This is a genomic window from Streptomyces sp. NPDC021093 (assembly GCF_044333135.1).
GTDB lineage: Bacteria > Actinomycetota > Actinomycetes > Streptomycetales > Streptomycetaceae > Streptomyces.
This window is the reverse complement of sequence record NZ_JBIRQJ010000013.1, coordinates 1-24,260: the sequence shown is the minus strand read 5'-3', so window position 1 is coordinate 24,260 and position 24,260 is coordinate 1. Positions and strand designations below refer to the sequence as shown.

The 24,260-nt window shown below is 71.5% G+C and carries 14 protein-coding genes and 1 pseudogene; 11 read left to right on the top strand and 4 right to left on the bottom strand.

Going from position 1 to position 24,260, the window contains the following annotated elements; genetic code table 11:
• The first annotated feature begins 69 nt into the window (after positions 1-69).
• The 8 genes and pseudogenes from ACH4SP_RS34145 (at position 70) to ACH4SP_RS34110 (ending at position 18,720) form a co-directional block, all read left to right on the top strand.
• Positions 70-10,719 carry an amino acid adenylation domain-containing protein gene (locus tag ACH4SP_RS34145; protein ID WP_398420837.1) on the top strand — a complete coding sequence of 3,550 codons (10,650 nt, stop codon included), beginning with the start codon at positions 70-72 and terminating at the stop codon, positions 10,717-10,719.
• A gap of 697 nt (positions 10,720-11,416) precedes the next feature.
• The gene (locus tag ACH4SP_RS34140; RefSeq protein WP_398420835.1) at positions 11,417-12,841 is read left to right on the top strand and encodes an MFS transporter; all 1,425 of its coding nucleotides are present in this window, start codon (positions 11,417-11,419) and stop codon (positions 12,839-12,841) included.
• Positions 12,842-12,966: 125 nt separating this feature from the next.
• Positions 12,967-13,926 (top strand): GNAT family N-acetyltransferase, encoded by a 960-nt coding sequence (locus ACH4SP_RS34135; RefSeq protein ID WP_398420834.1) that lies wholly within the window; start codon positions 12,967-12,969, stop codon positions 13,924-13,926.
• A gap of 146 nt (positions 13,927-14,072) precedes the next feature.
• Positions 14,073-15,065 carry a hypothetical protein gene (locus tag ACH4SP_RS34130; protein ID WP_398420832.1) on the top strand — a complete coding sequence of 331 codons (993 nt, stop codon included), beginning with the start codon at positions 14,073-14,075 and terminating at the stop codon, positions 15,063-15,065.
• A 380-nt stretch (positions 15,066-15,445) separates the two neighbouring features.
• A complete protein-coding gene (locus ACH4SP_RS34125; protein ID WP_398420830.1) occupies positions 15,446-16,672 on the top strand; it encodes a serine hydrolase domain-containing protein in 1,227 nt (408 codons plus the stop codon).
• A gap of 379 nt (positions 16,673-17,051) precedes the next feature.
• Entirely contained in the window at positions 17,052-17,285 is a 234-nt protein-coding gene (locus tag ACH4SP_RS34120) for a DUF4265 domain-containing protein (RefSeq protein ID WP_398420828.1), read from the top strand.
• A 21-nt stretch (positions 17,286-17,306) separates the two neighbouring features.
• Positions 17,307-17,708 (top strand): annotated as a pseudogene (locus ACH4SP_RS34115) (DUF5958 family protein); the annotation flags it as partial.
• A gap of 103 nt (positions 17,709-17,811) precedes the next feature.
• Positions 17,812-18,720, top strand: a complete 909-nt coding sequence (locus ACH4SP_RS34110) for a transposase family protein (RefSeq protein WP_398421195.1) — start codon at positions 17,812-17,814, stop codon at positions 18,718-18,720.
• A 58-nt stretch (positions 18,721-18,778) separates the two neighbouring features.
• Here ACH4SP_RS34110 and ACH4SP_RS34105 read toward each other — a convergent pair whose 3' ends face one another.
• The 3 genes from ACH4SP_RS34105 to ACH4SP_RS34095 all read right to left on the bottom strand — a co-directional run bounded on the left by ACH4SP_RS34105 (position 18,779) and on the right by ACH4SP_RS34095 (position 20,581).
• Entirely contained in the window at positions 18,779-19,144 is a 366-nt protein-coding gene (locus tag ACH4SP_RS34105; RefSeq protein WP_398420827.1) for a hypothetical protein, read from the bottom strand.
• A gap of 416 nt (positions 19,145-19,560) precedes the next feature.
• Positions 19,561-20,178 carry a hypothetical protein gene (locus ACH4SP_RS34100; protein WP_398420825.1) on the bottom strand — a complete coding sequence of 206 codons (618 nt, stop codon included), beginning with the start codon at positions 20,176-20,178 and terminating at the stop codon, positions 19,561-19,563.
• A 202-nt stretch (positions 20,179-20,380) separates the two neighbouring features.
• Positions 20,381-20,581: a DUF6417 family protein gene (locus ACH4SP_RS34095; protein WP_398420823.1), complete on the bottom strand. Its 201-nt coding sequence runs from the start codon at positions 20,579-20,581 to the stop codon at positions 20,381-20,383.
• 275 nt (positions 20,582-20,856) lie between these two features.
• On the opposite strand from ACH4SP_RS34095, the gene ACH4SP_RS34090 reads away from it, so the two are divergent.
• Together ACH4SP_RS34090 and ACH4SP_RS34085 are read left to right on the top strand one after the other, a co-directional pair.
• Positions 20,857-21,435, top strand: coding sequence for a winged helix-turn-helix domain-containing protein (locus ACH4SP_RS34090; protein ID WP_398420821.1), 579 nt, complete (start codon positions 20,857-20,859; stop codon positions 21,433-21,435).
• Positions 21,432-21,647, top strand: a complete 216-nt coding sequence (locus ACH4SP_RS34085) for a hypothetical protein (RefSeq protein ID WP_398420819.1) — start codon at positions 21,432-21,434, stop codon at positions 21,645-21,647. The genes ACH4SP_RS34090 and ACH4SP_RS34085 overlap by 4 nt, the downstream gene beginning before the upstream one ends.
• A 100-nt stretch (positions 21,648-21,747) precedes the next feature.
• Here the strand turns inward: ACH4SP_RS34085 and ACH4SP_RS34080 are convergent, their stop codons facing one another.
• Positions 21,748-22,614 carry a hypothetical protein gene (locus ACH4SP_RS34080; RefSeq protein WP_398420817.1) on the bottom strand — a complete coding sequence of 289 codons (867 nt, stop codon included), beginning with the start codon at positions 22,612-22,614 and terminating at the stop codon, positions 21,748-21,750.
• Between the two features lie 100 nt (positions 22,615-22,714).
• Between ACH4SP_RS34080 and ACH4SP_RS34075 the strand changes: the two genes are divergently transcribed.
• Entirely contained in the window at positions 22,715-23,299 is a 585-nt protein-coding gene (locus tag ACH4SP_RS34075) for a TetR/AcrR family transcriptional regulator (protein ID WP_398420815.1), read from the top strand.
• The last annotated feature ends 961 nt before the right edge of the window (positions 23,300-24,260 follow it).

Genomic DNA, 24,260 nt, shown 5'->3' with positions numbered 1-24,260 from the left:
CCGATCCCCGTCCTCCACCCACGGCCTCAGGGCCCCAGGGCCCGCCCGATTTCCTCCGAGGAGAGCACCGTGAGCACCACCCAGACCGCCGTCGCCGAGGCCACCGCCGCCGACACCGCCCGCCGCATCGCCGAGCTGTCGCCCGACCAGCGGGCCCGGCTGGAGGCCCGGCTGCGCGAGCGGTCGGCCCGGCGCCCGGCCGCGCCGGCCGGGGTGCCGCGCCGCCCCGAGGGGGCGCCGGTGCCGCTGTCCTTCACCCAGGAGCAGATCTGGCTGGCCCAGCAGATCGCCCCGGAGTCGGCGGCGTACAACGTGCCGATGGCGGTGACCTGCTCGGGCCCGCTCGACACCGAGCGGCTGGCGCGGGCGTTCCGAACGGTGATCACCCGGCACGAGGTGCTGCGCACCACCTTCGCCGCGGGTGCCGACGGCCTGCCGGTCCAACTGGTGCACGGGGAAGCCGCGTTCGAGCTTCCGGTGACCGACCTGCGGGACCTGACGGCGGACGAGGTACGGGCGCGGGTGCGCACCCGACTGGCCGAGGAGGCGAACACTCCCTTCGACCTCGCGGCCGGGCCACTGCTGCGGGCCGCGCTGCTGCGCACCGGCGACCAGGAACACGTCCTGGCGCTGACGATCCATCACATCGCCTCGGACGCCTGGTCGGTGAACGTCCTCCTGGCCGAGGCCGCGACGGCCTACCGGCTCACGGACGACACCGCCGCCGCGGCGCTGCCGCCCCTGCCGGTGCAGTACGGCGACTTCGCCGCCTGGCAGCGCGGCCGCCTCGAAGGCGCCGCCCACCAGGAGAGCCTCGGCTACTGGCAGCAGCGGCTGGCCGGCCTGACCGACACCCCGCCGCCCGCCACCGCCACGGGCCGGCCCGAGGACGCCCCGGCCGCCGCGACGCACAGCCTGGAGCTGCCCGCCGAGGTCGCCGCCGGTCTGCGGGCGCTGGCCGCACGGCACAGGACCACCCTCTTCACGGTGTCCCTCGCAGCACTCCACGTACTGCTGCACCGGTACGGCGCCGGACCCGACCCGGTGGTCGCCACCCCGGTCGGCGGCCGCGGGCACAGCGAGCTGGAAGGCCTGATCGGCTGCTTCGTCAACACCCTGCTGCTGCGCGGCGACCTGTCCGGCGAACCGACCTTCGCCGAGCTCATCGACCGGACCACCGAGGCCACCCGACGCGACTTCCAGCACCAGGAAGTCCCCTTCGAGCAGCTGGCAGCCCAGCTGCGGTCCGGCTCGCCGGACGGCCTGGCCCGCACCATGCTCGTACTCGACCAGAACACCCCGGAAGCCGCGCCCGACCTCACCCGGGACGCGGCCGACCCCGGCGCACTCCACCTGCGCCCGCTCGACGGAGAAGGCCCGGCCGACGCCAAGCGGGACCTGACCTTCACCGTGTCGGAGACCGGCGACACCCTCACGCTGACCCTGGTCCACCGCACCGACCGCTACGAAGAGCGCTCCGCCGACCGCCTGCTCGCCCACTACGCCACCCTGCTGCGCGAGGCCTGCGCCGACCCAAACCGCCAGGTCGGCCGCCTGCCGCTGCTGAGCGCCGGTGAGCGCACACTGCTCCTCGACACCTGGAACGCCACCGCGCTGCAGGTGCCCGCCGGGACCTTCCACGGCCGCTTCGCCGAACAGGCCGCCCGCACCCCGCACGCCGTCGCGGTGGTCGGCGCCGACGCCACCCTCCGCTACGCCGAACTGGACCGACTCGCCAACCGGCTGGCTCACCACCTGCGCGGTCTCGGCGTCGCGAGCGAGACCCCCGTCGGCATCTGCCTGGAGCGCGGCGCCTGGACCGTGGTCGCGCTGCTCGCCGTCCTCAAGGCCGGCGGCTGCTACGTGCCGGTGGACCCGGCCCAGCCGCAGGACCGGATGGCGATGATACTCGCCGACACCGCCGCCCCCGTCGTGATCACCCGCACCGCCCTAGCCGACCGGCTGCCGTCCGGCGTGCGGGCGGTCGCGGTGGAGGAACTCGCCCTCGACGCAACCCCCGACACCGCCCCGGACGCGGCCGTGGACCCCGGCCAGGCGGCGTACGTACTGTTCACGTCCGGCTCCACCGGACGGCCCAAGGGCGTCGTGGTCGAGCACCGGCAGGTGCTCAACTACCACACCGCCGTGGTCTCCCGACTGGGCCTGGAAGCAGCCGGGTACGCGATGGTGCAGCCCTTCACCTTCGACTCCTGCGTGACGGTCCTGGCGTCCGCGCTCCTCGGCGGCGGCACGCTGCACATGGTGGACGCCGACACCGCATCGGACGGACGCCTGCTGGCCGCCTACTTCGCCGAGCACGCGATCGACTACCTGAAGATCAGCCCCTCGCACCTGGCAGCCCTGGAGGGGCCGGGCGCCGCGCACCGGGTACTGCCCCGCAAGGGCCTGATCCTGGGTGGCGAGGGCTCGACCAGCACCTTCGTACGCGATCTGCTGGGCCGCGCCGAGTGCGAGGTGCTCAACCACTACGGGCCGACCGAGACCACCGTCGGCGTGACCACCCACCGGCCCCTGGCCGCGGAACTCGCCGCCACCACGACCGTGCCGATCGGCCGCCCGCTGGGCAACGTCCGGGCGTACGTACTGGACGGGCACGGCGAGCCGGTGCCGGTCGGCGTGCCCGGCGAGCTGTTCGTCGGCGGCGCCCAGGTCACCCGGGGCTACCTGGGCCGCCCGGGCCTGACCGCCGAGAGGTTCGTCCCCGACCCGGCCGGCGCGCGAGGCGCCCGCATGTACCGCACCGGCGATCTGACCCGCCGACTGCCGGACGGCGCCGTCGAGTTCCTCGGCCGACTCGACGACCAGGTGAAGATCCGCGGCTTCCGGATCGAACTGGGCGAGGTGGAAGCGGCCCTGGCCGCCCTGGAGCCGGTGGCGGCGGCCGCCGCGGTGGTCCGCGAGGACCGGCCGGGGGACCTGCAGATCGTCGGCTACCTCGTCCCGCACCCGGGAGCAGACATCGAACCGGCCAGCCTGCGAAGGGAGTTGGCGAAGATCCTGCCCGGCTACATGGTGCCGTCCGCACTGGTGGCGCTCGACGCGCTGCCGCTCACCGCGCACAACAAACTGGACCGCCGTGCCCTGCCGGTCCCGCCGCGCCAGGAGGCCGAGGCCGGGCGGGCCCCGCGCGACGAGCGGGAGGCCGCCCTGTGCCGGATCTTCGCCGAGGTGCTGGGCGCCGAGCGCGAGCCGGGCATCGACGACAGCTTCTTCGACCTCGGTGGTCACTCGCTGCTGGCGATGCGTCTGGTCGGGGCGGTGCGGGCCGAATTGGGTGCGGAGGTGGGTGTCCGGGACGTGTTCGAGGTGCCGACGGTGGCCGGGCTGGCCGAGCGGCTGGGCCGGGCCCTGCCCGCCGACGCGCTGCCGCCGCTGGTCAGGGCCGAGCGCCCGGAGGTCCTGCCGCTCTCCTTCGCTCAGCGCCGGCTCAGGTTCCTCAACGGGATGGAGGGCGAGGCCAGCGCGTACACGATGCCGGTGGTGCTGCGGCTGACCGAGGCGGTGGACGCCGTCGCGCTCCAGGCCGCGCTGGACGACGTGGTGGCACGGCACGAGACCCTGCGCACGGTGTTCCCCGCGGCCGACGGCGAGCTGTGCCAGCTGATCCTGCCCGCCGCCCCGGCGCTGGTGCCGCTCGACCGCGTCGAGACCGACGAGAGCGGTGCCCGTACGGGGATCGCCGAGCTGTCTGCCCGCCCCTTCGACCTCAACACCGAACTCCCTCTGCGTGCGGCCCTGTTCACCCTCGCGCCGGAGGACCACCTGCTGGTTCTCGTCCTGCACCACATCGCTGGAGACGGCTGGTCCATGCGCCCGCTGACCGAGGACCTCACCACCGCCTACCAGGCCCGCAGTAGTGGAGAGGCCCCGGACTGGTCGCCGTTGCCGGTGCAGTACGCGGACTTCGCGCTGTGGCAGCACCAGTATCTCGGTGACCCGGAGACCCCCGGCAGCCCGTTGAACCAGCAACTCGCCCACTGGACAGCCGAGTTGGCGGAGCTCCCCGAGGAAATCACTCTTCCCGCCGACCGCACCAGGCCCGCCCACCCCACCCACCGGGCCGCCACGCACACGTTCCACACCGACCGCGCGACCCACCACCAGCTCACGGCCCACGCCCGTACGCACCGGGCCACCCTGTTCCACTCCGTGCACGCCGCTCTCGCCGTGCTGCTGACCCGCAACGGCGCGGGTGCGGATCTGCCGATCGGCACCCCCACGGCGGGCCGTACGCACGCCGACCTGGACCGGCTCATCGGCTTCTTCGTCAACACCCTGGTCCTGCGCACGGACACCACCGGCAACCCCACCCACACCGAGCTGCTGCGCCGTACCCGGGACGTCGGCCTGGCAGCCCTCTCCCACCAGGACCTGCCCTTCGAGCGCCTCGTCGAGGCCCTCAACCCCAGCCGCACCGCCCACCGCCACCCGCTCTTCCAGACCATCCTCACCCTCAACAACACGACCGCCGCGACCACCGAACTCACCAGCCATGACGTCGAGTTCGAAAGCGCGGCGAAGTTCGACCTGTCCTTCACCGTCACCGAACAGCACACCGTCGACGGTGCTCCCGACGGGCTGACCGTGACGATCGAGTACGCCGCCGACCTCTTCGAGCCCGCCACCGTCGCGCGGTTGGCCGACCAGTTCCAGCGGATCCTGCGCACCGCCGCCGAACACCCCGACACCCCCCTCCACGACATCGACCTGCTGGGCACGACCGGCCGGGCCGAACTGACCGCGCTGGCCACCGGATCCGTCCACCCGCTGCCCGACACCGCCCTGCCGGAGCTGTTCGCCGCCCAGGTCGCCCGTACCCCCGACGCCCCCGCCGTCGTCAGCGACACCGGCGTCCTCAGCTACGCGGAGCTCGACACCGCCACCGACCGTCTCGCCCGCCACCTGGTGGCCCTCGGAGCGGGAGCGGAGCGCCGGGTCGCCCTGCTCCAGCAGCGCTCGGCCGAGCTGGTGGTCAGCACGCTGGCCGTGGTGCGGGCGGGCAGCGCGTACGTGCCGCTGTCCGAGAGCTGGCCCGACGAGCGGGCGGCCCTGGTACTGGCCGACACCGGCGCCGAACTGCTCCTGGTGGACGCCGCCACCCGTGACCTCCCGTTCGTCCGGGCCCAAGCTGCGGCCGGGCTCCGGGTGGTGGACGTCTCGGCCCCGCTGCCGGACGCTCCGTACCTGCCCGTCCCGGCCGTCCAGTCGGACCGGCTCGCCTACGTGATGTACACCTCCGGCTCCACCGGCACCCCCAAGGGCGTCGCCGTCACCCACGCCGACGTGGCCGCGCTGGCCGCCGACCACTGGTGGCGGCGCGACGGCCACCACGAGCGGGTGCTGTTCCACTCCCCGCAGGCGTTCGACGCCGCCACCTACGAGCTGTGGGTACCGCTGCTGAGTGGCGGACAGGTCGTCGTCGCACCCGCCGGTGACCTGGACGCCGACCGTATCGGACAGCTGATCGCCGAGCACCGGGTCACCGCGCTCTGGCTGACCGCCGGCCTGTTCCGGCTGCTCGCCGAGGACGCGCCCGAGGCTCTGGCCGGCGTGCGCGAGGTGATGACCGGGGGCGACGTCGTCCCTGCCGCCGCGGTACGCCGCGTGCTCACCGTCCACCCGGGACTGCGGGTGGTCGACGGCTACGGGCCGACCGAGACCACCACCTTCGCCACCCGGCACGCGATCACTGCCGGGGACCCGCTCGGCAGCACCGTGCCGATCGGCCGGCCGCTGGACAACATGCGGGTCCAGGTGCTGGACCCGGCGCTGCGGCAGGCGCCGCCCGGGGCGCCCGGCGAGCTGTTCATCGCCGGTGCAGGACTGGCCCGTGGCTATCTCGGTCGTCCGGGTCTGACGGCGGAGCGTTTCGTGCCGGATCCGTTCGGTGTGCCGGGTGGGCGGATGTACCGTACGGGCGACTTGGGCCGTTGGCAGTACGACGGGCTGGGGGAGGGGCGGCTGGAGTTCCTGGGCCGTACGGACGACCAGGTCAAGCTGCGCGGCTTCCGGATCGAACCCGCGGAGATCGAGGCGCACTTCACCGGCCGTCCGGATGTTGCGCAGGCTGCGGTGGTGCTGCGGGAGGACAACCCGGGTGACCAGCGCCTGGTCGCCTACCTCGTCCCCACCGTCGGAACGGACGTCGTTCTCGATCCGGCCGAGCTGCGGGCCCACGCGGCTGCCCACCTGCCCGCGTATCTCGTTCCCTCCGCCCTGGTCGTCCTCGACACCCTCCCGCTGACCCCCAACGGCAAGCTGGACCGGCGCGCCCTGCCCGCCCCCACCACGTTCACCACCTCCAACAGGGCTCCCCGCACGCCTCGCGAGGAGATCCTCTGCGGGCTCTTCGCCGAGGTGCTGGGCGCCGAGCGCGAGCCGGGCATCGACGACAGCTTCTTCGACCTCGGTGGTCACTCGCTGCTGGCGATGCGTCTGGTCGGGGCGGTGCGGGCCGAATTGGGTGACGAGATCGGTGTCCGGGACGTCTTCGAGGCGCCGACGGTGGCCGCACTGGCCGAGCGGCTGGGCCGGACCCTGCCGACCGCCGCACTGCCGCCGCTGGTGCGCACCGAGCCCCGCCCGGCGCGCATCCCGCTCTCGAACGCACAGGCCCGGCTCTGGTTCCTCAACCGGATGGAGGAGACCGAGCGTGCCTCCTACAACATCCCGGTGGAACTGCGGCTGACCGAAGCGGTGGACCCGGGTGCGCTCCAGGCCGCGCTGGACGACGTGGTGGCGCGGCACGAGACCCTGCGCACGGTGTTCCCCGAGGCCGATGGTGCGCCGTGCCAGCTGGTCCGGCCCGCCACCCCGGGGCTCGTACGCCTCGACCGGGTCGAGACCGACGAGAGCGGTGCCCGTGCGCGGATCGGGGAGCTGTCGGCCCGGCCCTTCGACCTCAATACCGAACTCCCTGTGCGAGCAGCCTTGTTCACGCTCGCGCCGGAGGACCACCTGCTGGTTCTGGTCCTGCACCACATTGCCGGAGACGGCTGGTCCATGCGCCCTCTGATGGAGGACCTCACCACCGCCTACCAGGCCCGCAGTGGCGGGGAGGCCCCGGACTGGTCGCCGTTGCCGGTGCAGTACGCGGACTTCGCGCTGTGGCAGCACCAGTACCTCGGTGACCCGGAGACCCCCGGCAGCCCGTTGAACCAGCAGCTCGCCCACTGGACAGCCGAACTGGCAGACCTGCCCGAGGAGATCGCTCTTCCCGCCGACCACACCCGGCCCGCCCACCCCACGCACCGGGCCCGTACCCTCACCACCCACACCGGGTCCACCGTGCACCGGGACCTCACGGCCCACGCTCGTACGCACGGGGCCACCGTGTTCCACTCCGTGCACGCCGCCCTGGCGGTGCTGTTGACCCGTAACGGTGCCGGTACGGATCTGCCGATCGGTACGCCGACCGCGGGCCGTACGCACGCCGACCTGGACCAGCTCGTCGGGTTCTTCGTCAACACCCTGGTCCTGCGCACGGACACCACCGGCAACCCCACCCACACCGAGCTGCTCCGCCGTACCCGGGACGTCGGCCTCTCGGCTCTCTCCCACCAGGACCTGCCCTTCGAGCGTCTCGTCGAGGCCCTCAACCCCAGCCGCACCCCGCACCGCCACCCGCTCTTCCAGACCATCCTCACGTTCAACAGCACCACCGGGGCGGACGGCGAACCGACTCTCGGCGACCCCACCCTCGGCGGACCCGTCGTCGGTGAACCCACCACGACCGAAGCCGAGTCGGGGAGCGCCGCGAAGTTCGACCTGTCCTTCACCGTCACCGAGCACCGCACCGTCGACGGTGCTCCGGCCGGGCTGACGGTGACGATCGAGTACGCCGCCGACCTCTTCGAGCCCACCACGGTGGCGCGGTTGGCCGACCAGTTCCAGCGGATCCTGCGCACCGCCGCCGAACACCCCGACACCCCCCTCCACGACATCGACCTGCTCGCCGCGCACGAGCGCAAGGCCCTGTTCACGGACTGGAACGGGCCCTCGCGCGCCCTCCCCGGCCGGACCCTGCCCCAGCTGTTCGCCGCCCAGGTCGCCCGTACCCCCGACGCCACCGCCGTCATCTGCGAGACCGGCGCCCTCAGCTACGCGGAGCTCGACACCGCCGCCAACCGGCTGGCCCGCCACCTGGTGGCCCGGGGGGCGGGTCCCGAGCGCCTCGTCGCGCTGGCCGTGCCGCGCTCGGCGGAGACCCTGGTCGCGGTGCTGGCCGTGCTCAAGTCCGGTGCGGCGTACCTGCCGATCGACCTCACCCACCCTGCCGAGCGGATCGCGTACACCCTGGCCGACGCACGTCCGCTGTGCGTGCTCACCACCGTCGGGGCGGCCGCGCAGCTTCCCGCCACGGACGACCCGCACTTGCTGCTCGACGCGCCGGACACGGCTGCCGCGCTGGCCGCGCTGCCCGCCCACGACCTCACTGACGACGACCGCTCGGCCCCCCTGTCGCTGCGCAACCCGGCCTACGTGATCTACACCTCCGGCTCCACCGGACGCCCGAAGGGAGTTGTCGTCGAGCACCACTCGCTCGACGCCTATCTGGCCTGGGCCCGCGAGGCCTACGGCAGCGTGGCCGGCCGGGCGCTGGTCCACTCACCGGTCTCCTTCGACCTCACCGTGACCGGCCTCTTCGCCCCGCTGACCAGCGGCGGCACCGTCCACCTCATCGAACTCGACGACCAGGCGCCCACGGCCGGGGAGTTCGACCGCCCGAGCTTCGTCAAGGCGACCCCGAGCCACCTGGCCCTGCTGACCGCGCTGCCCGAGCGCTTCTCGCCCAGCGAGCAGCTGGTGCTCGGCGGCGAGTCCCTGATGGGCGAGGTACTGGACGAGTGGCGACGGCGGCACCCGGGCGCCACCGTGATCAACGAGTACGGCCCGACCGAGACCACGGTCGGCTGCACCGAGTTCCGGATCGAGCCCGGAGACAGTGCGCCCTCCGGCGTGATCACCATCGGGCGCCCGATCTGGAACACCCGGATGTACGTGCTGGACGAGTCCCTGCGCGCACTGCCGGTCGGCGTCGGCGGTGAACTCTTCATCGCCGGTGACCTGGTGACACGCGGCTATCTCGGTCGTCCGGGTCTGACGGCGGAGCGTTTCGTGCCGGATCCGTTCGGTGTGCCGGGTGGGCGGATGTACCGTACGGGCGACTTGGGCCGTTGGCAGTACGACGGGCTGGGGGAGGGGCGGCTGGAGTTCCTGGGGCGTACGGACGACCAGGTCAAGCTGCGTGGCTTCCGGATCGAACCCGCCGAGATCGAGGCGCACTTCACCGGCCGTGCGGACATTGCGCAGGCTGCGGTGGTGTTGCGGGAGGACAGCCCGGGCGACCAGCGCCTGGTCGCGTACGTCGTCCCCACCACGGACGCCGACGACACCGCCGGAACCGGGACCAGTACAGGCGCCGGTACCTCCGGAGCCGAAGCTGGCACCGGCACCGGCACGGGTTCCGTCCTCGATCCGGCCGAGTTGCGGGCGTATGCCGCCGCGCACCTGCCCGCGTATCTCGTCCCCTCCGCCCTGGTCGTCCTCGACACCCTCCCGCTCACTCCCAACGGCAAGCTGGACCGGCGCGCCCTGCCCGTCCCCGGCACGTTCACCACCTCCACCAGGGCTCCCCGCACGCCCCGCGAGGAGATCCTCTGCGGGCTCTTCGCCACCACCCTCGCCGTCGACCACGTGGGCATCGACGACAACTTCTTCGACCTCGGCGGCCACTCACTGCTCGCCGCCCGGCTGACCGCCCTGATCCGCGAGGAACTGGGCGTCCAGATCGGCCTGCGGGCCCTGTTCGAGACCCCGACCGTGGCCCTGCTGGCAGAGCGGATCAGCGCCGATCCCGACACCGGATCCTCCGACGGGCTGGGCCAGTTGCTGCCGCTGCGCGCCGGAGGCACCCGTCCGCCGCTGTTCGCCGTACACCCCGGTGGCGGCCTCGGCTGGTGCTACTCCGGGCTGGCCCGGCACCTGGACCGCGACCGGCCGCTGTACGCACTGCAGGCCCGTGGCCTCGACGGGAACGGCGAACTGCCCGGCTCCGTACCGGAGATGGCGGCCGACTACCTGCGGCTGATCCGCGAGGTACAGCCCGTGGGCCCGTACCACCTGCTCGGCTGGTCCTTCGGCGGCACGGTGGCGCACGAACTGGCCCGTCAACTCCAGGAGGCGGGCGAGGAGGTGGCGCTGCTGGCGATGCTCGACTCGCACCCGACCGGACGCTTCCGGCACGCAGGGCGCCCCAGCGCGGCGGAGATCCTCTCGCTGGCGCTGGACGGACTCGGCCTGGACGAGCTGGACGCGCTCGCCGCCACCACTCCGGCGGACGCCACGGACGTCCTGGGCGACGGACTCCCCGGCGCCGGCGCCGTGCTGGAGCTGCTGCGGGAACGCGGCAGTGTGCTGGGCGGGCTGGACCCGGCGGCCCTGCGCCGACTGGTGAGGGTGACCGCCAACAACATAGCGCTGGCCCAGGGAGAGCAGCCGGGCCGCTACCGGGGCCCCGTGCTCTTCTTCGAGGCCCTGCCGGGGCGGGGCGCCGACGGCACCCCGCTGGCCGACCTTTGGGCCGCGCACGTGGACGGCCCGGTGGAGAACCACCCGCTGGACATCCCGCACAGCCGCTTCACCACCCCGGAGGCCCTGGCCCAGATCGGCCCGGTCCTGGCCGCCCACCTGCGCTGACGGGTGGTGTCAGGGGACGGCGCAACCGAGCCAGGGACCAGGCCCGATCCCGAGTCCGAGCCAGGGCCCAGGCCCGATCCTGAGTCCGGGCCTGAGCCTGGGCCTGGGCCTGAGTCCGGGCCTGAGCCTGGGCCTGGGCCTGAGTCCGGGCCTGAGCCTGGGCCTGGGCCTGAGTCCGGGCCTGAGTCCGGGCCTGAGTCCGGGCCTGGGCCTGAGTCCGTGCCTGAGCCCGAGTCCGAGTCCGAGTCCGAGCCTGGGCTTGAGTCCGAGCCCGAGCCTGGGCTTGAGTCCGAGTCCGGGCTTGAGCCCGAGCCCGAGTCCGAGCCTGGGCCCGGGCCCGGCCGGCCCCGGCTGATCCCGGGACCTGGCCGTCCCCGCGGGCCTGGCTGCCTTGGGTCCCGACCGACCCGGCCGGGGTACCCGGCGCCGGACGCGTCCCCCCGCCCCGGCCCCGGCCGACCGACCAAGGCCCCTGAGTCGGACGCTCCACCCCGTACTCCCGTACCCCCTCCCCTCCCAGGCCCGACTGCCCTCCGGCCGACTCGACCCGAGAGCCCTGCATTTCGCACCCCTGTACTCCCCGCACCTCCGTACTCCCGCACCGCCCATTGCCTTTCCTTTCCCTCCCGCCCGCCGCAGTCTCCGAACGGAGCCCGTCCATGACCCTGCCCCTCGCCCCGTCCCCCGTGGGTCTGCCATGACCACCTTCGTGCTCGTCTGGGCGGGCCGGTTGGCCACCGCACTCGGGTCCAGCATCTCCGGATTCGCCCTCGGCCTCTGGATCTACCAACAGACCGGATCCGTCACCCAGTTCGCCACCGGCCTGCTGCTCGCGTTCGCCCCCGGCATGCTGGCCGCACCGGCCGCCGGGGTCCTGGTGGACCGTTACCGGCGCCGCACCGTGCTGCTCTGCGCGGACGCGGTGGCCATGCTGGGCGCCGTGGCCCTGGCAGTCTCCCAAACGACCGGACACCTGGCCGTCTGGCAGGTGTACGCGGTCATCATCGTGGAGTCCGGCTGCGCGGCCTTCCAATGGCCCGCGCTCGCCGCCGCCGTCACCGGTATGGTCCGGCCGGAACAACGCGGCCGAGCCAGTGCGATGACCCAGACCGCCCTGGCCGGAGCCCAGTTGCTCGGCCCCATGCTCGCCGCTGTCCTGCTCGGCGTGGGCGGGCTGCGCGCCGTCCTGGTGGTCGACGTCGCCTCGTTCGGGCTGGGGCTGCTCACCCTGCTGTTCGCCCGTTTCCCGGAGCCGACCGGCCGTCCGAAGCAGACCGAAAGCCACCGGGAACGCCCGGGATGGCGTGCCGAGTTGACCGAAGGCCGACGGGTGCTCACCCACCAGCCCGGACTGAAACACCTGCTCCGCCTGGTCACCGTCCTCAACGCGGCCGAGGCCACCGCCACGGCCCTGCTGCTGCCCCTGGTTCTCGCCGGCACCCCCGAGGCGGAGCAGAACGCCGCGGTGGCCATGGTCAGCACCGCCGGGGGACTGGGTCTGGCGATCAGCAGCGTCGCCCTGTCCGTCTGGGGCACCCCGCGCCGTCCGTTGCCCTGGGTCACCGGGGCCACCGTCCTCAGCGGGATCGCGGTTCTGCAGGCCGGGTTCTTCCCGCGCCCGGTTCCCCTGGCCGCGGCCGCCTTCGTCTTCTTCGTCGGTCTGCCGGTGGTCAGCAGCTGCGCCCAGGTGCTCTGGCAGTCCGCGGTGGCCGCGGAGGCCCAGGGCCGGGTCTTCGCACTGCGCCGCATGTTCACCCAGGGCGGCATCCTGCTCGGCTACCTGGTGGCCGGACCGCTCGCCTCGCACGTCTTCGGCCCGCTGGTGGACCCCGGCGGACCGCTCGCGGACAGTCTGGGCCGCCTCCTCGGCACGACCAGCGACCGCGGCAGCGCCCTGCTCCTCTGCTGTACGGGCCTGATCCTGGCCGTCACCGCACTGGCCGGACGCCACCACACCATCACAGCCCTGCCCGCACAGCCCGCCGAGTGCCCGTCACCCGCAGGGAGTTCGCCACCCGCTGAGTGCCCGTCACCTGCCGGGGGTCCACTACCCGCCGACCAGGAGAGCGCGGTGAACACAGCCGGGCCCCCGGTCGCGACGAGCCCACCTGCCCGCCCCTGAAAGACACTTCGGACACTCCTCGGCCGCCACGCCTTCCGTACGCCGCGACCCGCCTACCCTCGGGGATGAACCGCCCCGACCAGGCCCCTCAACCCCGCCCCCACCCCCCAACGCCCGGAGCCACCGTGATCTTCCGCCCCACCCAAGCATCCGACCTCGACCGCTTCCTCCCGCTGATCGTCACCGACGCGGCCGGCGGAATGACAGCTGACACCTACACGGCCCGGCTGTCGGCCGGGGAGTACCGCCCCGACAGGACCTGGATCGCGGAAGACGCCGCCGACGCCGCACCGTTGGCCCTCGCCGTCTGGTGGGGCGACCCGGACGCGGACCTGCCCGGCGCCCTCGACGGGCTGTTCGTCCACGACTCGGTCAGGTCGTCCGACGAACGTACGGAGCTGGCAGCCGGGTTGCTCGTCACCGCGCACGCGGCCTTCGCCGATGCCGGCGCGAGCACGGCGCCCGAGTACCACCTTTCCCTTCCCGGTGACTGGCGTGACCGGCCCGACGCAGTCGAGGCCGTGGCCTGGCGCCAGGAAGCGGCCCGGCGCGCCGGACTCCCGGTGTCGCTGGAGCGGCTGCGCTACGAGTGGACGCCGAGCACCGTTCTCCCGAAGCCCACCGGAGGCCTGGTCTTCACCGCCGAACCGGACGACGAGGTCTTCGTCGACCTCTTCCGCCGGGTCCTGACCGACAGCCTGGACACGGACTCGGTGAAGGAGGCCGAGAGCGTCGGCGCCGAGGTGCAGGCCCGCGGGGACGTGGAGTTCTACCGCGACACGATGCCGGGGGACCGGTCCTGGTGGCGGGTCGCCCGTACGCCCGACGGAGAGCCCGTCGGCTTCGGCCTCCCCTCGCGCAACCCCGCCTTCCCCGTGGTCGGTTACCTGGGTGTGCTGCCCGAACACCGGGGCCATGGGTACGTGGACGAAATCCTGACCGAGATCACCCGGATCCTGGTGTCCGAAACCGCTGCGGAGAAGGTCCGCGCCGACACCGACCTGACGAACACACCGATGGCCGCGGCCTTCGAGCGTGTCGGATACCGCAACGACGCCCGCCGCCTGGTGCTGTCCGCGCACTGAGCATGCAGCAGGGGCGGGAACTGAGCGCACAGGGGCGGAGCATGGCCACGTGAGCGAGTGGCCGAGACCGTGCGTCTATCCGGTGAATATCCCCCCTCGCTTCCATGGGGTGCCTTGAATAACACCATGGAGGGGGACGACCGAAAATGGCCACCGAAGAGTTGACCGCCGTGAGGGCGGCTTCGAGCGCCGCTGCGACCGAAGCCGAGGCCCGGGCCGCGTTCCTGTCCCGGGCCGGCGGGCCCGCGCTCGCAGCACGCACGGTGCGGGACCGGGCGGCGGAACTGCTGCCCGACAGGGTCGACGCGGCCTCGGACATCGAGACGGTCCTCACCGAGCTGGCCGCCCGGGCGACGATGCGCGCCCGGGCGACGGTGCTTCCGGCACCCGCCGATCCCGCGACACCCGCCACGCCCACGGTCTGGGGCCTCGACCTGTCCACGGGCGCGTTGCGCCAGGTGCGCGTCCCCGCATCCGGCCCCCCGGCGGGAGTCGCGGCGGGACTGACCTGGGTGAGCGCCCTCGAATCGGGTCTCGCCCAGCACTGCGAATCGCTCCTCGCCCGCGGCCTCGGCACGCCCGGAACCCGCGTGCCCCGACTGCGGCTCGCCGAGGAGCGCCACGCGGTCCCCGACGCGCTGCTGCGCGCCCTGCACACCGAGGGCGAGCCCGTCGCGCACGACCTGACGGAACTGCTCTCCCTGCCCGCCTGCGCACTCACGTTGGTCCCGCACGCGGAACCGAACCCGCCCACCGAACGGAACTCACCCACCGAACCGATCCCGCGCACCGAGCCGGCCCCGGCCGCTGACCACGCCCCGGATCCGGAGCGGGACACGCGGGACACGGTAGTCGCCACGGGCGCGACCCTGGCCGAGGCGGTACGTACTGCCACCGAGCGCGCGCTGTCCCGCAGACGGGCCCGCGAGGCCGGGCGCCCCGTCCCGCACGCGTTCCCCGCCGTCGGCCGGGAACAGGAAAGCGACGCTCCCCGCCCGCAGCCCTGCGTCCAGTGGTCCCACCCCCTGGACGCCCTACGCTCCCAAGGCCACAGTCCGGTGGCGGTGCTGCTGGACCACGAGGCACCGGTGAGCGGAGAACTTCCCTATCTGGTACGGATCGTACTGTCGGCGAAATAGCCCCGCGGCGCTTTCCCCGCGGCGCTCGCGGCGGAACCGGCCGCGCGCTCAAGCGGACGCGGTCAGGCGGACGGGGCGGGTGACGACCTCCGCGATCAGGCCCGCGACCAGCGTCGTGATCTCATCGCGCCGCCACCGTGTCCTCCCGACGAAGGGACCCCGGCGGGAGGACGGCAGTCCGCACGTATCGCGGGCGTATCGAAGAACGCATACACGGGCGCACCAGCGCTCCGGCTTCAGTGGAGACACGAACCACCCTGTGTGCAGGGCCGGTTCGTCGATCGGGCAGCCAGGAGACAGTGCATCAGAAGGGAAGTGTGGTCATGGGCTCGGGTTCCGTAGGTGGGGTCGGTAGGCGGCAGTTGCTCGGATGGAGCGGGATGGCGGCCGCCGGAGTGGTGGCCGGCGGCGCGCAGCTGATGGGCGCCGGGCTGGGTCACGCCGCCCCGGCCGTGGCCGCGGCCGACCCGGGAACTGTCCCACCGGACACCCGGCCCGGCGGTGCCTACGACCGGTACGTGGCGAAGCTGGCCGCGGAGGACAAGTTCTCCGGCGTGGTGATGCTGTCGCACCGCGGCCAGACGGTGCTGTCACGGAGCTACGGCATGGCCGACAAGGAGAGAGGCATCCGCAACCACCCGGGAATCGCGTTCAACCTCTCCTCGGCGGGCAAACCGTTCGGCCCGGTGGCGGTCCTGCAATTGGTGCAGCAGGGCAAAATACACCTCTGGGACACGGTGGGCACCCACCTGAAGGGCTTCGCCAAGGAGGTCGCCGAGAAGGTGACCATCCACCACCTGCTCTCCGGCACCTCAGGCCTGGACAACCCGCCCGAGGACCTGGAACGCGTCTTCCAGAGCCGTGAGGAGGTACGCGAGTACAACGAGCGGTGGGCCCGCCAAGCAAAACTGGTGGCCGCCCCCGGCACGCCGACCGAGCATGTCGGCGCCGAGATCGCCATCCCCGCGATGATCGTGGAGGCCGTGACCGGCACGACGTACTGGGACTACGTCGAGGAGAACATCTTCCGGCGCTGCGGCATGACCGGCACGGCGTTCTTCACCAGACCGCAGTGGCTCACCGACAAGCACATCGCGCACTCGTACATGCAGCAGGCCGACGGCAGCCTGGTGGACGCCGTCCGCAACCTGGACAAGGGCAGCGCGGACCCGTACCAGCTGGGCAAGAACCCTGCCCGCACCTTCATCGACGCTCCCGGGGACGGCGGGTTCGCGACCGCGCCGGACCTCATCCGCTTCGCGCACGCGCTGGCCGACGGAACGGTGCTGGACCGGCACTACGCCGAACTGCTCACCGGGCCGAAGATCCCCCACGCCCCACAGGGCGGCGGCCTGGCACCCAGGAGGCAGGCCACCGTCGTCGACGCGTCGTTCGGGGCGTACCAAATGCCGGTCGGCATCGTCAACGGCCAATGGCTGAAAGGCCGCGCCGGCGTCAACCCCGGCAGCTTCGCGAGCTGGAACATCTACCCGGACACCGGCTGGGTCGGCGTCATCCTGGGCAACCAGGACGGCGCACCGTTCCCACAGATCATCGAACAAGAAATGCAGGCCGTCCTCGGCCCAAGCCGCCCCCTGTCCCCGTAGCCCCCTGCCACGACCGACCGCCGAATGCATGTCGCCGTGCGTGAGCGCCGGTGAGGCGTAGAGCCGGGGAGGGAGGGCTGGACGGCGGGCAGACGGACGACGAACGAGGCGGGATCCCCAACAGGCTGCCCGGCGATGCGCTGCGGGTTCTGGGCGTGGTGAAGGTCGCAGCGGTACATGCTCCTTGAGTGGGGCGTATGGTCGATGATCGCCGCCGATGAGTGGAACGACGGGAAGGACTCGTCCCAGATGTTGTTTCTGCGCACGCGGCCGCGGCACTGTCGAGAGTCTGTGGGCTGTAGACCTTGGCGACGGGACGGTGCGGTAGGACAACACTCCCTGGTTCGTACGCGAAGTCGCATGTGGCGACGTCATCCGCGTGGTTCTGAAGGATGAGGGCTCTGCCGCTGTCCGGCAGAGCGTGCTGAAGGTATTTCACGGTCTGGGAACGACGGGTGAGGGAATCGACCGGTTCCAGATGGTTGCTCTGGACGCTCCGCCGGGTGCGGATCTTCAGAAGATCCGCAAGCTCCTGGAGCACGGTGAGATGAAGGGGTGGTGGCATTGGGAGGAAGGGTGCGTCACCGCAGCGTGGAGAGCCACGGCTACGTGACGAACGGTGCGAGCCCACCGGATGCCCCCGCAGTGGCTGCTTCCATGGCCTTCAAAGGGTGCCGGAATGACCGAAGCCGCCGTGATGTTCAACGAGCTCGCCCAGGGGCTGCGTCCGACGCCGCAGGGCATCGGGCGGTTCGCGGGTCTTGAGGACGAAGAGAAGTCCGCGGCTCTGCGGCTTCTGGCGCCTTTCTGTGCGCGGGCGGGCGTCACCAGTGCAGACGGACCGGCGAGCATTCAAAGCTCCGGGCTCCGACCAACCCATCCCTCTGCCGTCCTCATTTCCCGTGGGCCGATCGACGAGCAGCTCCGGAAGATCGCATTCCTGTCCCCTGACCACGAACGCCTCAAGGCGTTCCGGCTGTTGATCGCGGTACTGGGAGTCGCCGACGAACGACGCCGTTGGCGCTTCTGCACGGGTGGGTACTGGCACCACCTTGGAGGGCCGCCCGCCCTGGAAGCGCTTCCCAACTCTTACGAGTTGGTGCGTGATAGCGGGTGGGCATGCTCTGGTGATGGAGGGCATGGTCGATCGTGCGGTCTTGGCGCATCCTTTGTTTACGGGCGTCTCGATGGAGCATCTGGCTGCTCTGGTGGCCGAGTTGGCCAGTCCGTGGACGGCTGCCGAAGAGGGACGGCGCTGTCAAGTTCGTGGTGGGCTCAGGAGGCGTGCACCGGGCGCGGGCGCCCGGTACCGGCTGGTGTTCGTGGACCGGGTGATCGTCACGCTGATCCATCTGCGTCACGACCTGCCGCATGCGGTGCTGGCCCTGCTGTTCGACGTCGACCGGTCGACGGTCACCCGCGGTATCGGCGAGGTACGCGCGCTGCTCGCTCAGCGGGGATGCGCCGTTCCGGACTGTCCTGGACTGCGTCTTCGCACTCTTCAGGACGTGTTCGCCTACGCGCAGGCCGAGGGCATCGAGCTCCGCCTGGATGCCACGGAGGTCCAGGTCCGGCGACCCGCCGCCGGACGTGGCGGCCGGCGCGCTTTCGTCTCGGGGAAGAAGAAGCAGAACACAATGAAGGCCACCGTCATCGCCGACTGGCGTGGCCGCACCTTGTGGGCCGATGCCCTCAGGCCGGGGCGGGTGCACGACGCAACGGCTGCCCGCGCCGCAGGCATCACCGGCTGTTTCGAGTACTTCGGCGAGGTCGAAGTGCTCCTGGACGACGGATATCTGGGCCTGAGCCGCGACTACCCCGGACAAGCCATCACCCCGCCTCGCAAACCACGTCCCGGTGTGCCTGCACGCAGGATCGAACAGTGGGACCACGACCGACACGCGCACTCGTCCGACCGGATCACCGTCGAACACGCCCTCGCTCACCACAAGTACTGGAAGCAACTCCGCCGATGGACTCACCGGCGCGACCGGCTTCCCGATACCTACCGTGCCGTCGTCAGCCTCGTCTCCGACCGTCGGGCATGACTTGAAGCAGGCCGTGGGCAGGGCAAAGATGGCTCACCCGCTATCACGCACCAACTCGTTAGCCAGAGTTGTGTTCCTGGCTGCGGAACTCGTCCAGCAGCCGGAAGAACCTTTCGACGGGCGAGGCTCCGTCGGGTGTTTCCCGTTCGATCTGAGTGGCCCAGTTGAGCGAGCTCGGTCGGCCGAAGTGTTGGCAGAGCCACTGGCTGAACGGGCCCTCGCCCCGGAAGGGGAAGGGTTCGTCGATGGAGTGCACGCCCAGCGCTACCTGGTAGCCGACGAGCATGGATTCCAGATGGTGAAGGGACCTTTGCGGCGGCAGCCACATGCCGGGGCGCAGGCGGATTTGTTCCAGGACGTCGTACACATCAGTGCGCTGCTGCCAGTGCCTGACGGTGCTCTGCGAGTCATCTTCGGGCGGCATGAGCTGAGTCTACGGGCGGCCCGCAGACAGACGTGATCGGGGAAGAGGACCTGGAAATTGCCCCGTCGTGCCTGGGGTGGTGCGTCAGACGCTTTCGCAGACGGCGGCGAGGACGACGGGATCACCCACATGGTGGCCCGCAGACGCGCTGCCGTCGTCATCCTCATCGGCGAGCAGTCGAACACGATCACCGTCCTGCCGATCGCCTGGCCGCCAACGAGGAGCACGTGGCCACGGTCGTACGCCGCCTGCGGAGCATCGCGACGCTCGACTGCGCACGCGGTGCGAAGACGGGCCGGTGGGGCCGGCCGCGATCGCGTCTCGCTCGACGGCCTCATCACCCGCCTGAACGAATGAGCCGCCGGACAACCGGGCCGCGCTGGAGTGGCAGCGTTCCGCCGCGGCGCCGTCCGGGGTCAGTGACCGCCGCGGGGTTCCGTGCAGCCGCCTTCGACGTATGCCCCGTGGGCCTCGAACGTGGCCGGCGTGCCCAGTTGTCCGGTGACGCAGGGGCCGATCCCGGGGACGAAGAGGGAGAAGCCGAGTGCGTCACCGGTGCGGTGGACGCTGCCGTTGTCGGCTTCGTAGCCGAGCCGGGTGAGGGCGGTGGTCAGGTCCGCCTCGTTAGCGGGTGCAGTAGCACCCGGGCCGGTGAGTGCCTTCTTGATCCGCTGGGCATGGGCCTCGCCGCGGCAGCGCGCCTCCGGCGCGAGGCGTACCTGCTGTTTGAAGGCGTGGTTCTCGGCGTACTTGGCAGCCTCGGGATCGGTGGGCAACGGCTCCGGTTTACCGGGCCCGGTGCTCGGGTTCGTACCGCCAACGCCCTTGCAGCGGGCCGCGACGCCCGGGAACGCCTTGTCATGGGCGGTCTTGGCGGCGCTGGCCGCGAGGTCGGGGGCCGTCGGTGAGGAGAGGGCGGCCGGAGGTGTCGGTCCGGTTCCTGTGCCTGCGTGCGTGGTGCCGCACGCAGTGAGCGTGAGGAGCCCGAGGGCCAGGACGGCGGCAGCCAGGGGCTGGTGCGATGTGCGTATCACGGTGAGCTTCCTTGTCGCCTGACGACGCGGGACTCGGCGATTATGCCCGGCCTCGTCGCCTCGGGGGCGAGGCCGGGCCTGACCGGTCGGAGCGACGTGTGTCATCGCCGCGCTCCTGCGCGAGCAGACGATTCGGCTGTTCTTGCCGTCGTTGTGCTGAGGCCGTGATGATCAAGGGGACTGGCAGGCCGGGACGCCGGGGTCAGTCCTCCGGAGGGATGCGGGCGTCGAGCTGCTGGATGAACCAGCGGGCCTCCTCGGCGAGTTCGTCGTCCCCGTCCGCGACGAGTTGGAGCAGCCGCAGGAGGTCGTGGGCCTCGGGGAGGGTGAACAGGGCCAGGCGGGGAGCGATGTTCTGGCAGGGGATGCTGTGCGCCAGCGGAGCGGGGTTGGGGAGAGTCACGATCTCTCCAACGTTTTTGTCCACGCGCGGATACGTGATCTGGGGGAGGTGCGCTCTCTTGGCCCCAGGGATGACCGCGAACAGCGCGACAGGATGGGCGAGAGTTCACACCGCACTTCCGGCACAGCCGTGGCCCGCCGTTGTCGTCTGCAACGAAGGCCCGCCGCAGCCGGACCTCTCCGCCCCTGTCCCTGCATGCACCGGACGACGCGTCTGGATGGGTCCGTCCGCTCGACTCCTTGTAAAGGAGTCTTTAGAAAGATAGCTTTAGATGCATGCCGGAGCCCAGTACACCCCAGCACTCCGTCCACCTTGCCGACCCTCGCGCCCTGCGCGCCTACGCCCACCCCACCCGGATGAAGCTGGTCGGGCTGCTGCGCACCGAGGGGCCGTTCACCGCGACCCGCGCTGCGGAGCTCACAGGCGAGTCCGTCGCCAGCTGCTCCTACCACCTTCGGATGCTCGCCAAGTACGGTCTGGTCGAGGAGGCAGAGGGAGGCCAGGGCCGGGCGAAGCCCTGGCGGGCCACAGCCCGCTACACCACCTGGAAAGGTGCCGACAGCGAGGCGGCCGAGGATCTCAACATGGCTGTGGCAGAGCTGTACTTCGAGCGGATCACGCACGCGATCGAGACGCAGCAGCAACTGCCGCGCGAGTGGCGCGAGGCGGAGCAGTTCGGGGACGACCTGGTCTACCTGACCGCCACCGAACTCGCCGAGCTGGAAGAGAAGTTCTCGAAGCTCCTGGAGCCTTACGGCGAGAGGTTCGACGACCCGTCACGACGCCCGGAAGGGGCTGAGCCGGTGACCGTACTGCGCATCGCATTCCGCAACCGCCGAGGGGAGGCGTCATGAGTCACCACCCGGACATCCACTCCTACCTCCACGCCGCCCGCGCCGCCGATCTGTGCGTACAGGCCCGCGCCTGGGATCTGCGCCAGACCGCGACCGCCGACCGTCCAAGCCGAAACGGCAGGCCGGTCCAGACCCGCCTCGGCTGGCTTCTGGTCGAGGCCGGCCTGCGACTCCTCCACCCGCCCGCGCTACCGCGCCCCACGCAGGGCTGACGCCCCCCAGGGCCACATACCGATACCGGCCGGGACAATCGCCGGCCCTACCGGGCCGGCTGAAGCGCTCACGACTTGTCATGTCAGGACCCGATAGAGGTCAGATCTTTCCGATGCCGAGGGTGGTCTCGCGGGGCAGTGTTCCTGAGTCGAGGATCTGCAGCCAGAGCGGGCCGAGGAGTTCGGCGAGCCGCGCGGTGCTCTTGGGGCCGAGCGCCTGCCAGGGGGCAGTGGCCAGTTCGTCGGTGCGGCGCTCGATCTCGGCGCGCAGGGCGTGCCCTGCGTCGGTCGCCGTGCCGTCGGTGTCCAGCATTCCCCGCGTAACGAGCCGTTCGCGGGCGGCCACCCACTGGGGCTCGCTCCAGCCGCGGCTTGCGAAGACTTCGGCCGGTGCCGCGCCGATCGCGGCGAAGGACACCAGCGCCTCCACGGGGTCGAGCCCCGCGGTCAGGAGGGCGGCGAGGTGGCCGTCACCGCGGTGTTCGCGCAGGATCGTCGCGGCCTGCCACAGCACGAGGTGAGGCTCCTGGGGCCAGGGCAGCGCGGCATTGGCGGCGGCGAGCGGGCGGCCCTCGGTGTGCGCGGCCTCCGCCGCCCGGCGGGCGAGCACGGCGGCCTCGGCGAGACCGGGGCTGTCCGCCTGCCTGCCGATGAGTGCGCGGTACGCCCGGTCGACGCCGCGCGTCCGGGCCGCGAGTACCTCGTGTGGTGCGGCGACGTCCCAGGCGGCGGGGATGTGCTCGGCGACCATGCGCGGGCTGAAGCTGTAGAAGGCAGAGGCCGCTTGGCGGGATCCGGGTGTCCCGAGCGGCGCCGCCCGCAGGGCGAAGTAGCTGGGCCAGCGCTCGCCGGTTCCGTAACCGAGCGCCTTGACCTCCTCAAAGACCTCGGGCGCGTAATAGACGACGGCGTGCAGGGGCTCCAGCAGGTGCCACATCTGCCGTACGCGTCCGTTGTCGATAACCATGGCGATCCCTCTTCCCACGACCCGCACATCTTGGCACTGGCTAGATTGCATTCGGGCACGCAAACTTGTCAATGCCTAGATTGAGCGTAACCTTCTGACCATGACCACCGAGCGCACCTACCACCACGGCGACCTGCGACGAACCGTGCTCACCGCAGCTCTCGACGTCATCACCACCGAAGGGCCAGCGGCCCTGTCCCTGCGAGACCTCGCCCGCCGCGCGGGCGTCTCCCACGCCGCGCCCGCACACCACTTCAAGGACCGCACGGGCCTGCTCACCGTCATCGCGACCGAGGGCTACGGCCTCCTGTCCGCCACCCTCGCCGAAGCGGAGAGCCTGCGCGACCTGGGCGTCCGGTACGTGCGCTTCGCCACCGTGCACCCGGCACACTTCCAGACCATGTTCCGCCCGGAGCTTCTGCACCCGGACGACCAGGAACTGCTCACGGCACGCGAGCTGACACGGAGTCAGCTCCGCACGGCGGTGAAAGGCTACGGCGGCGACCCGACCGTCGGCTTCATGGCGGCCTGGTCGATGGCCCACGGCTTCGCGACGCTGCTGCTCTCCCACAACCTGGACGGCCCGCTGGACGGGCGGGACCCTGAAGAGACGTTCCGGTCGCTGGCGAACGAGATGCTCCGGCCCGCCGAGAACTCCGCGGCAGGCCGACCCGTGGTGCCGTAGGTGGTGAACACCGTCCAGGTCCGATGACCCCGCTTCTCCAACTGCTGCCGCCACCACGCCAGTTGAGCCACAGAAGTGGAGGAGACGCCGTACCGGACCAAAGCCCGATCGCCAGTCCTGAGGGAGCACACCGTGGCCATCGTGCCGCGGCGTCCGCCTCCGTGTCGGAAGGCGGACAGGTTCTGGCGTACGAGTTCCACCATGAGTACCCGTCCGCCCCTGGCTACCCGGTTGGCGACCTCGGCCGCGAGCCGGGTCTTACCCGTCCCACACGCCATCCGTACCTGCGCCCGCAGACCGTAGTCAGGGACTGCACCGGCCGGAGCTTCCAGGGCACGAACGACCGCCTCCACTCCCACCGTCTGATGCGGCATCAGCCTCTGTACCGGCCCCCTATCCGGACCGGGGCTACGCGGCCCGGGACAGCCACCCACCCTCTGGGATCATCTAACACAGTTCCATAATGCTCCAGACACTGCCCCGACAGGACTGCGCCGCTACGCTCATCGTGGTGACCGACCCCGCCGGCAACCCACACGCCACGCTCATGCGGGATCAAACCACGGTGATGGGGAAACGGCGTCCGTGAGCCGGTCGACAACTCCGGGCAGGAACTCACAGACCGCCAAGACTGCTCTGGAAGCAGATCGGTCTGCGCCCACCAGGTAAGGCCGCCACATTGTCAGCCCTGCTGAGAACTGACGTGATGCCGACCCGACTCAGCTGGACCACTGAGCAACTCCCAAGGAATCCGGAACACCTGACGCACCGCTCCTGTTGTTGCCGTGGGTTTCAGGAATTCGCGGAGCGAATTCCGTCAGGCCGAATCGCGGAGCGATTCGAGCCATGGCCAACGGAGTTGGCCACCACGACCGCGGAGCGGGCGGCCAGCAGCGCGAAGCGCTGCATCTTTCCCGCCGCGTAGCGGCGGCGCGTCGTGTCTGCGGAGCAGACCGCGCGC

Bases quoted from the DNA above. Each gene is read 5' to 3' on its own strand.
- ACH4SP_RS34075 (WP_398420815.1), top strand. From the start codon at position 22,715: ATGACCACCGAGCGCACCTACCACCACGGCGACCTGCGACGAACCGTG.
- ACH4SP_RS34090 (WP_398420821.1), top strand. From the start codon at position 20,857: ATGCCGGAGCCCAGTACACCCCAGCACTCCGTCCACCTTGCCGACCCT.
- ACH4SP_RS34085 (WP_398420819.1), top strand. From the start codon at position 21,432: ATGAGTCACCACCCGGACATCCACTCCTACCTCCACGCCGCCCGCGCC.
- ACH4SP_RS34110 (WP_398421195.1), top strand. From the start codon at position 17,812: ATGGTCGATCGTGCGGTCTTGGCGCATCCTTTGTTTACGGGCGTCTCG.
- ACH4SP_RS34080 (WP_398420817.1), bottom strand. From the start codon at position 22,614: ATGGTTATCGACAACGGACGCGTACGGCAGATGTGGCACCTGCTGGAG.
- ACH4SP_RS34125 (WP_398420830.1), top strand. From the start codon at position 15,446: ATGGCGGCCGCCGGAGTGGTGGCCGGCGGCGCGCAGCTGATGGGCGCC.
- ACH4SP_RS34130 (WP_398420832.1), top strand. From the start codon at position 14,073: ATGGCCACCGAAGAGTTGACCGCCGTGAGGGCGGCTTCGAGCGCCGCT.
- ACH4SP_RS34140 (WP_398420835.1), top strand. From the start codon at position 11,417: ATGACCACCTTCGTGCTCGTCTGGGCGGGCCGGTTGGCCACCGCACTC.
- ACH4SP_RS34105 (WP_398420827.1), bottom strand. From the start codon at position 19,144: ATGCCGCCCGAAGATGACTCGCAGAGCACCGTCAGGCACTGGCAGCAG.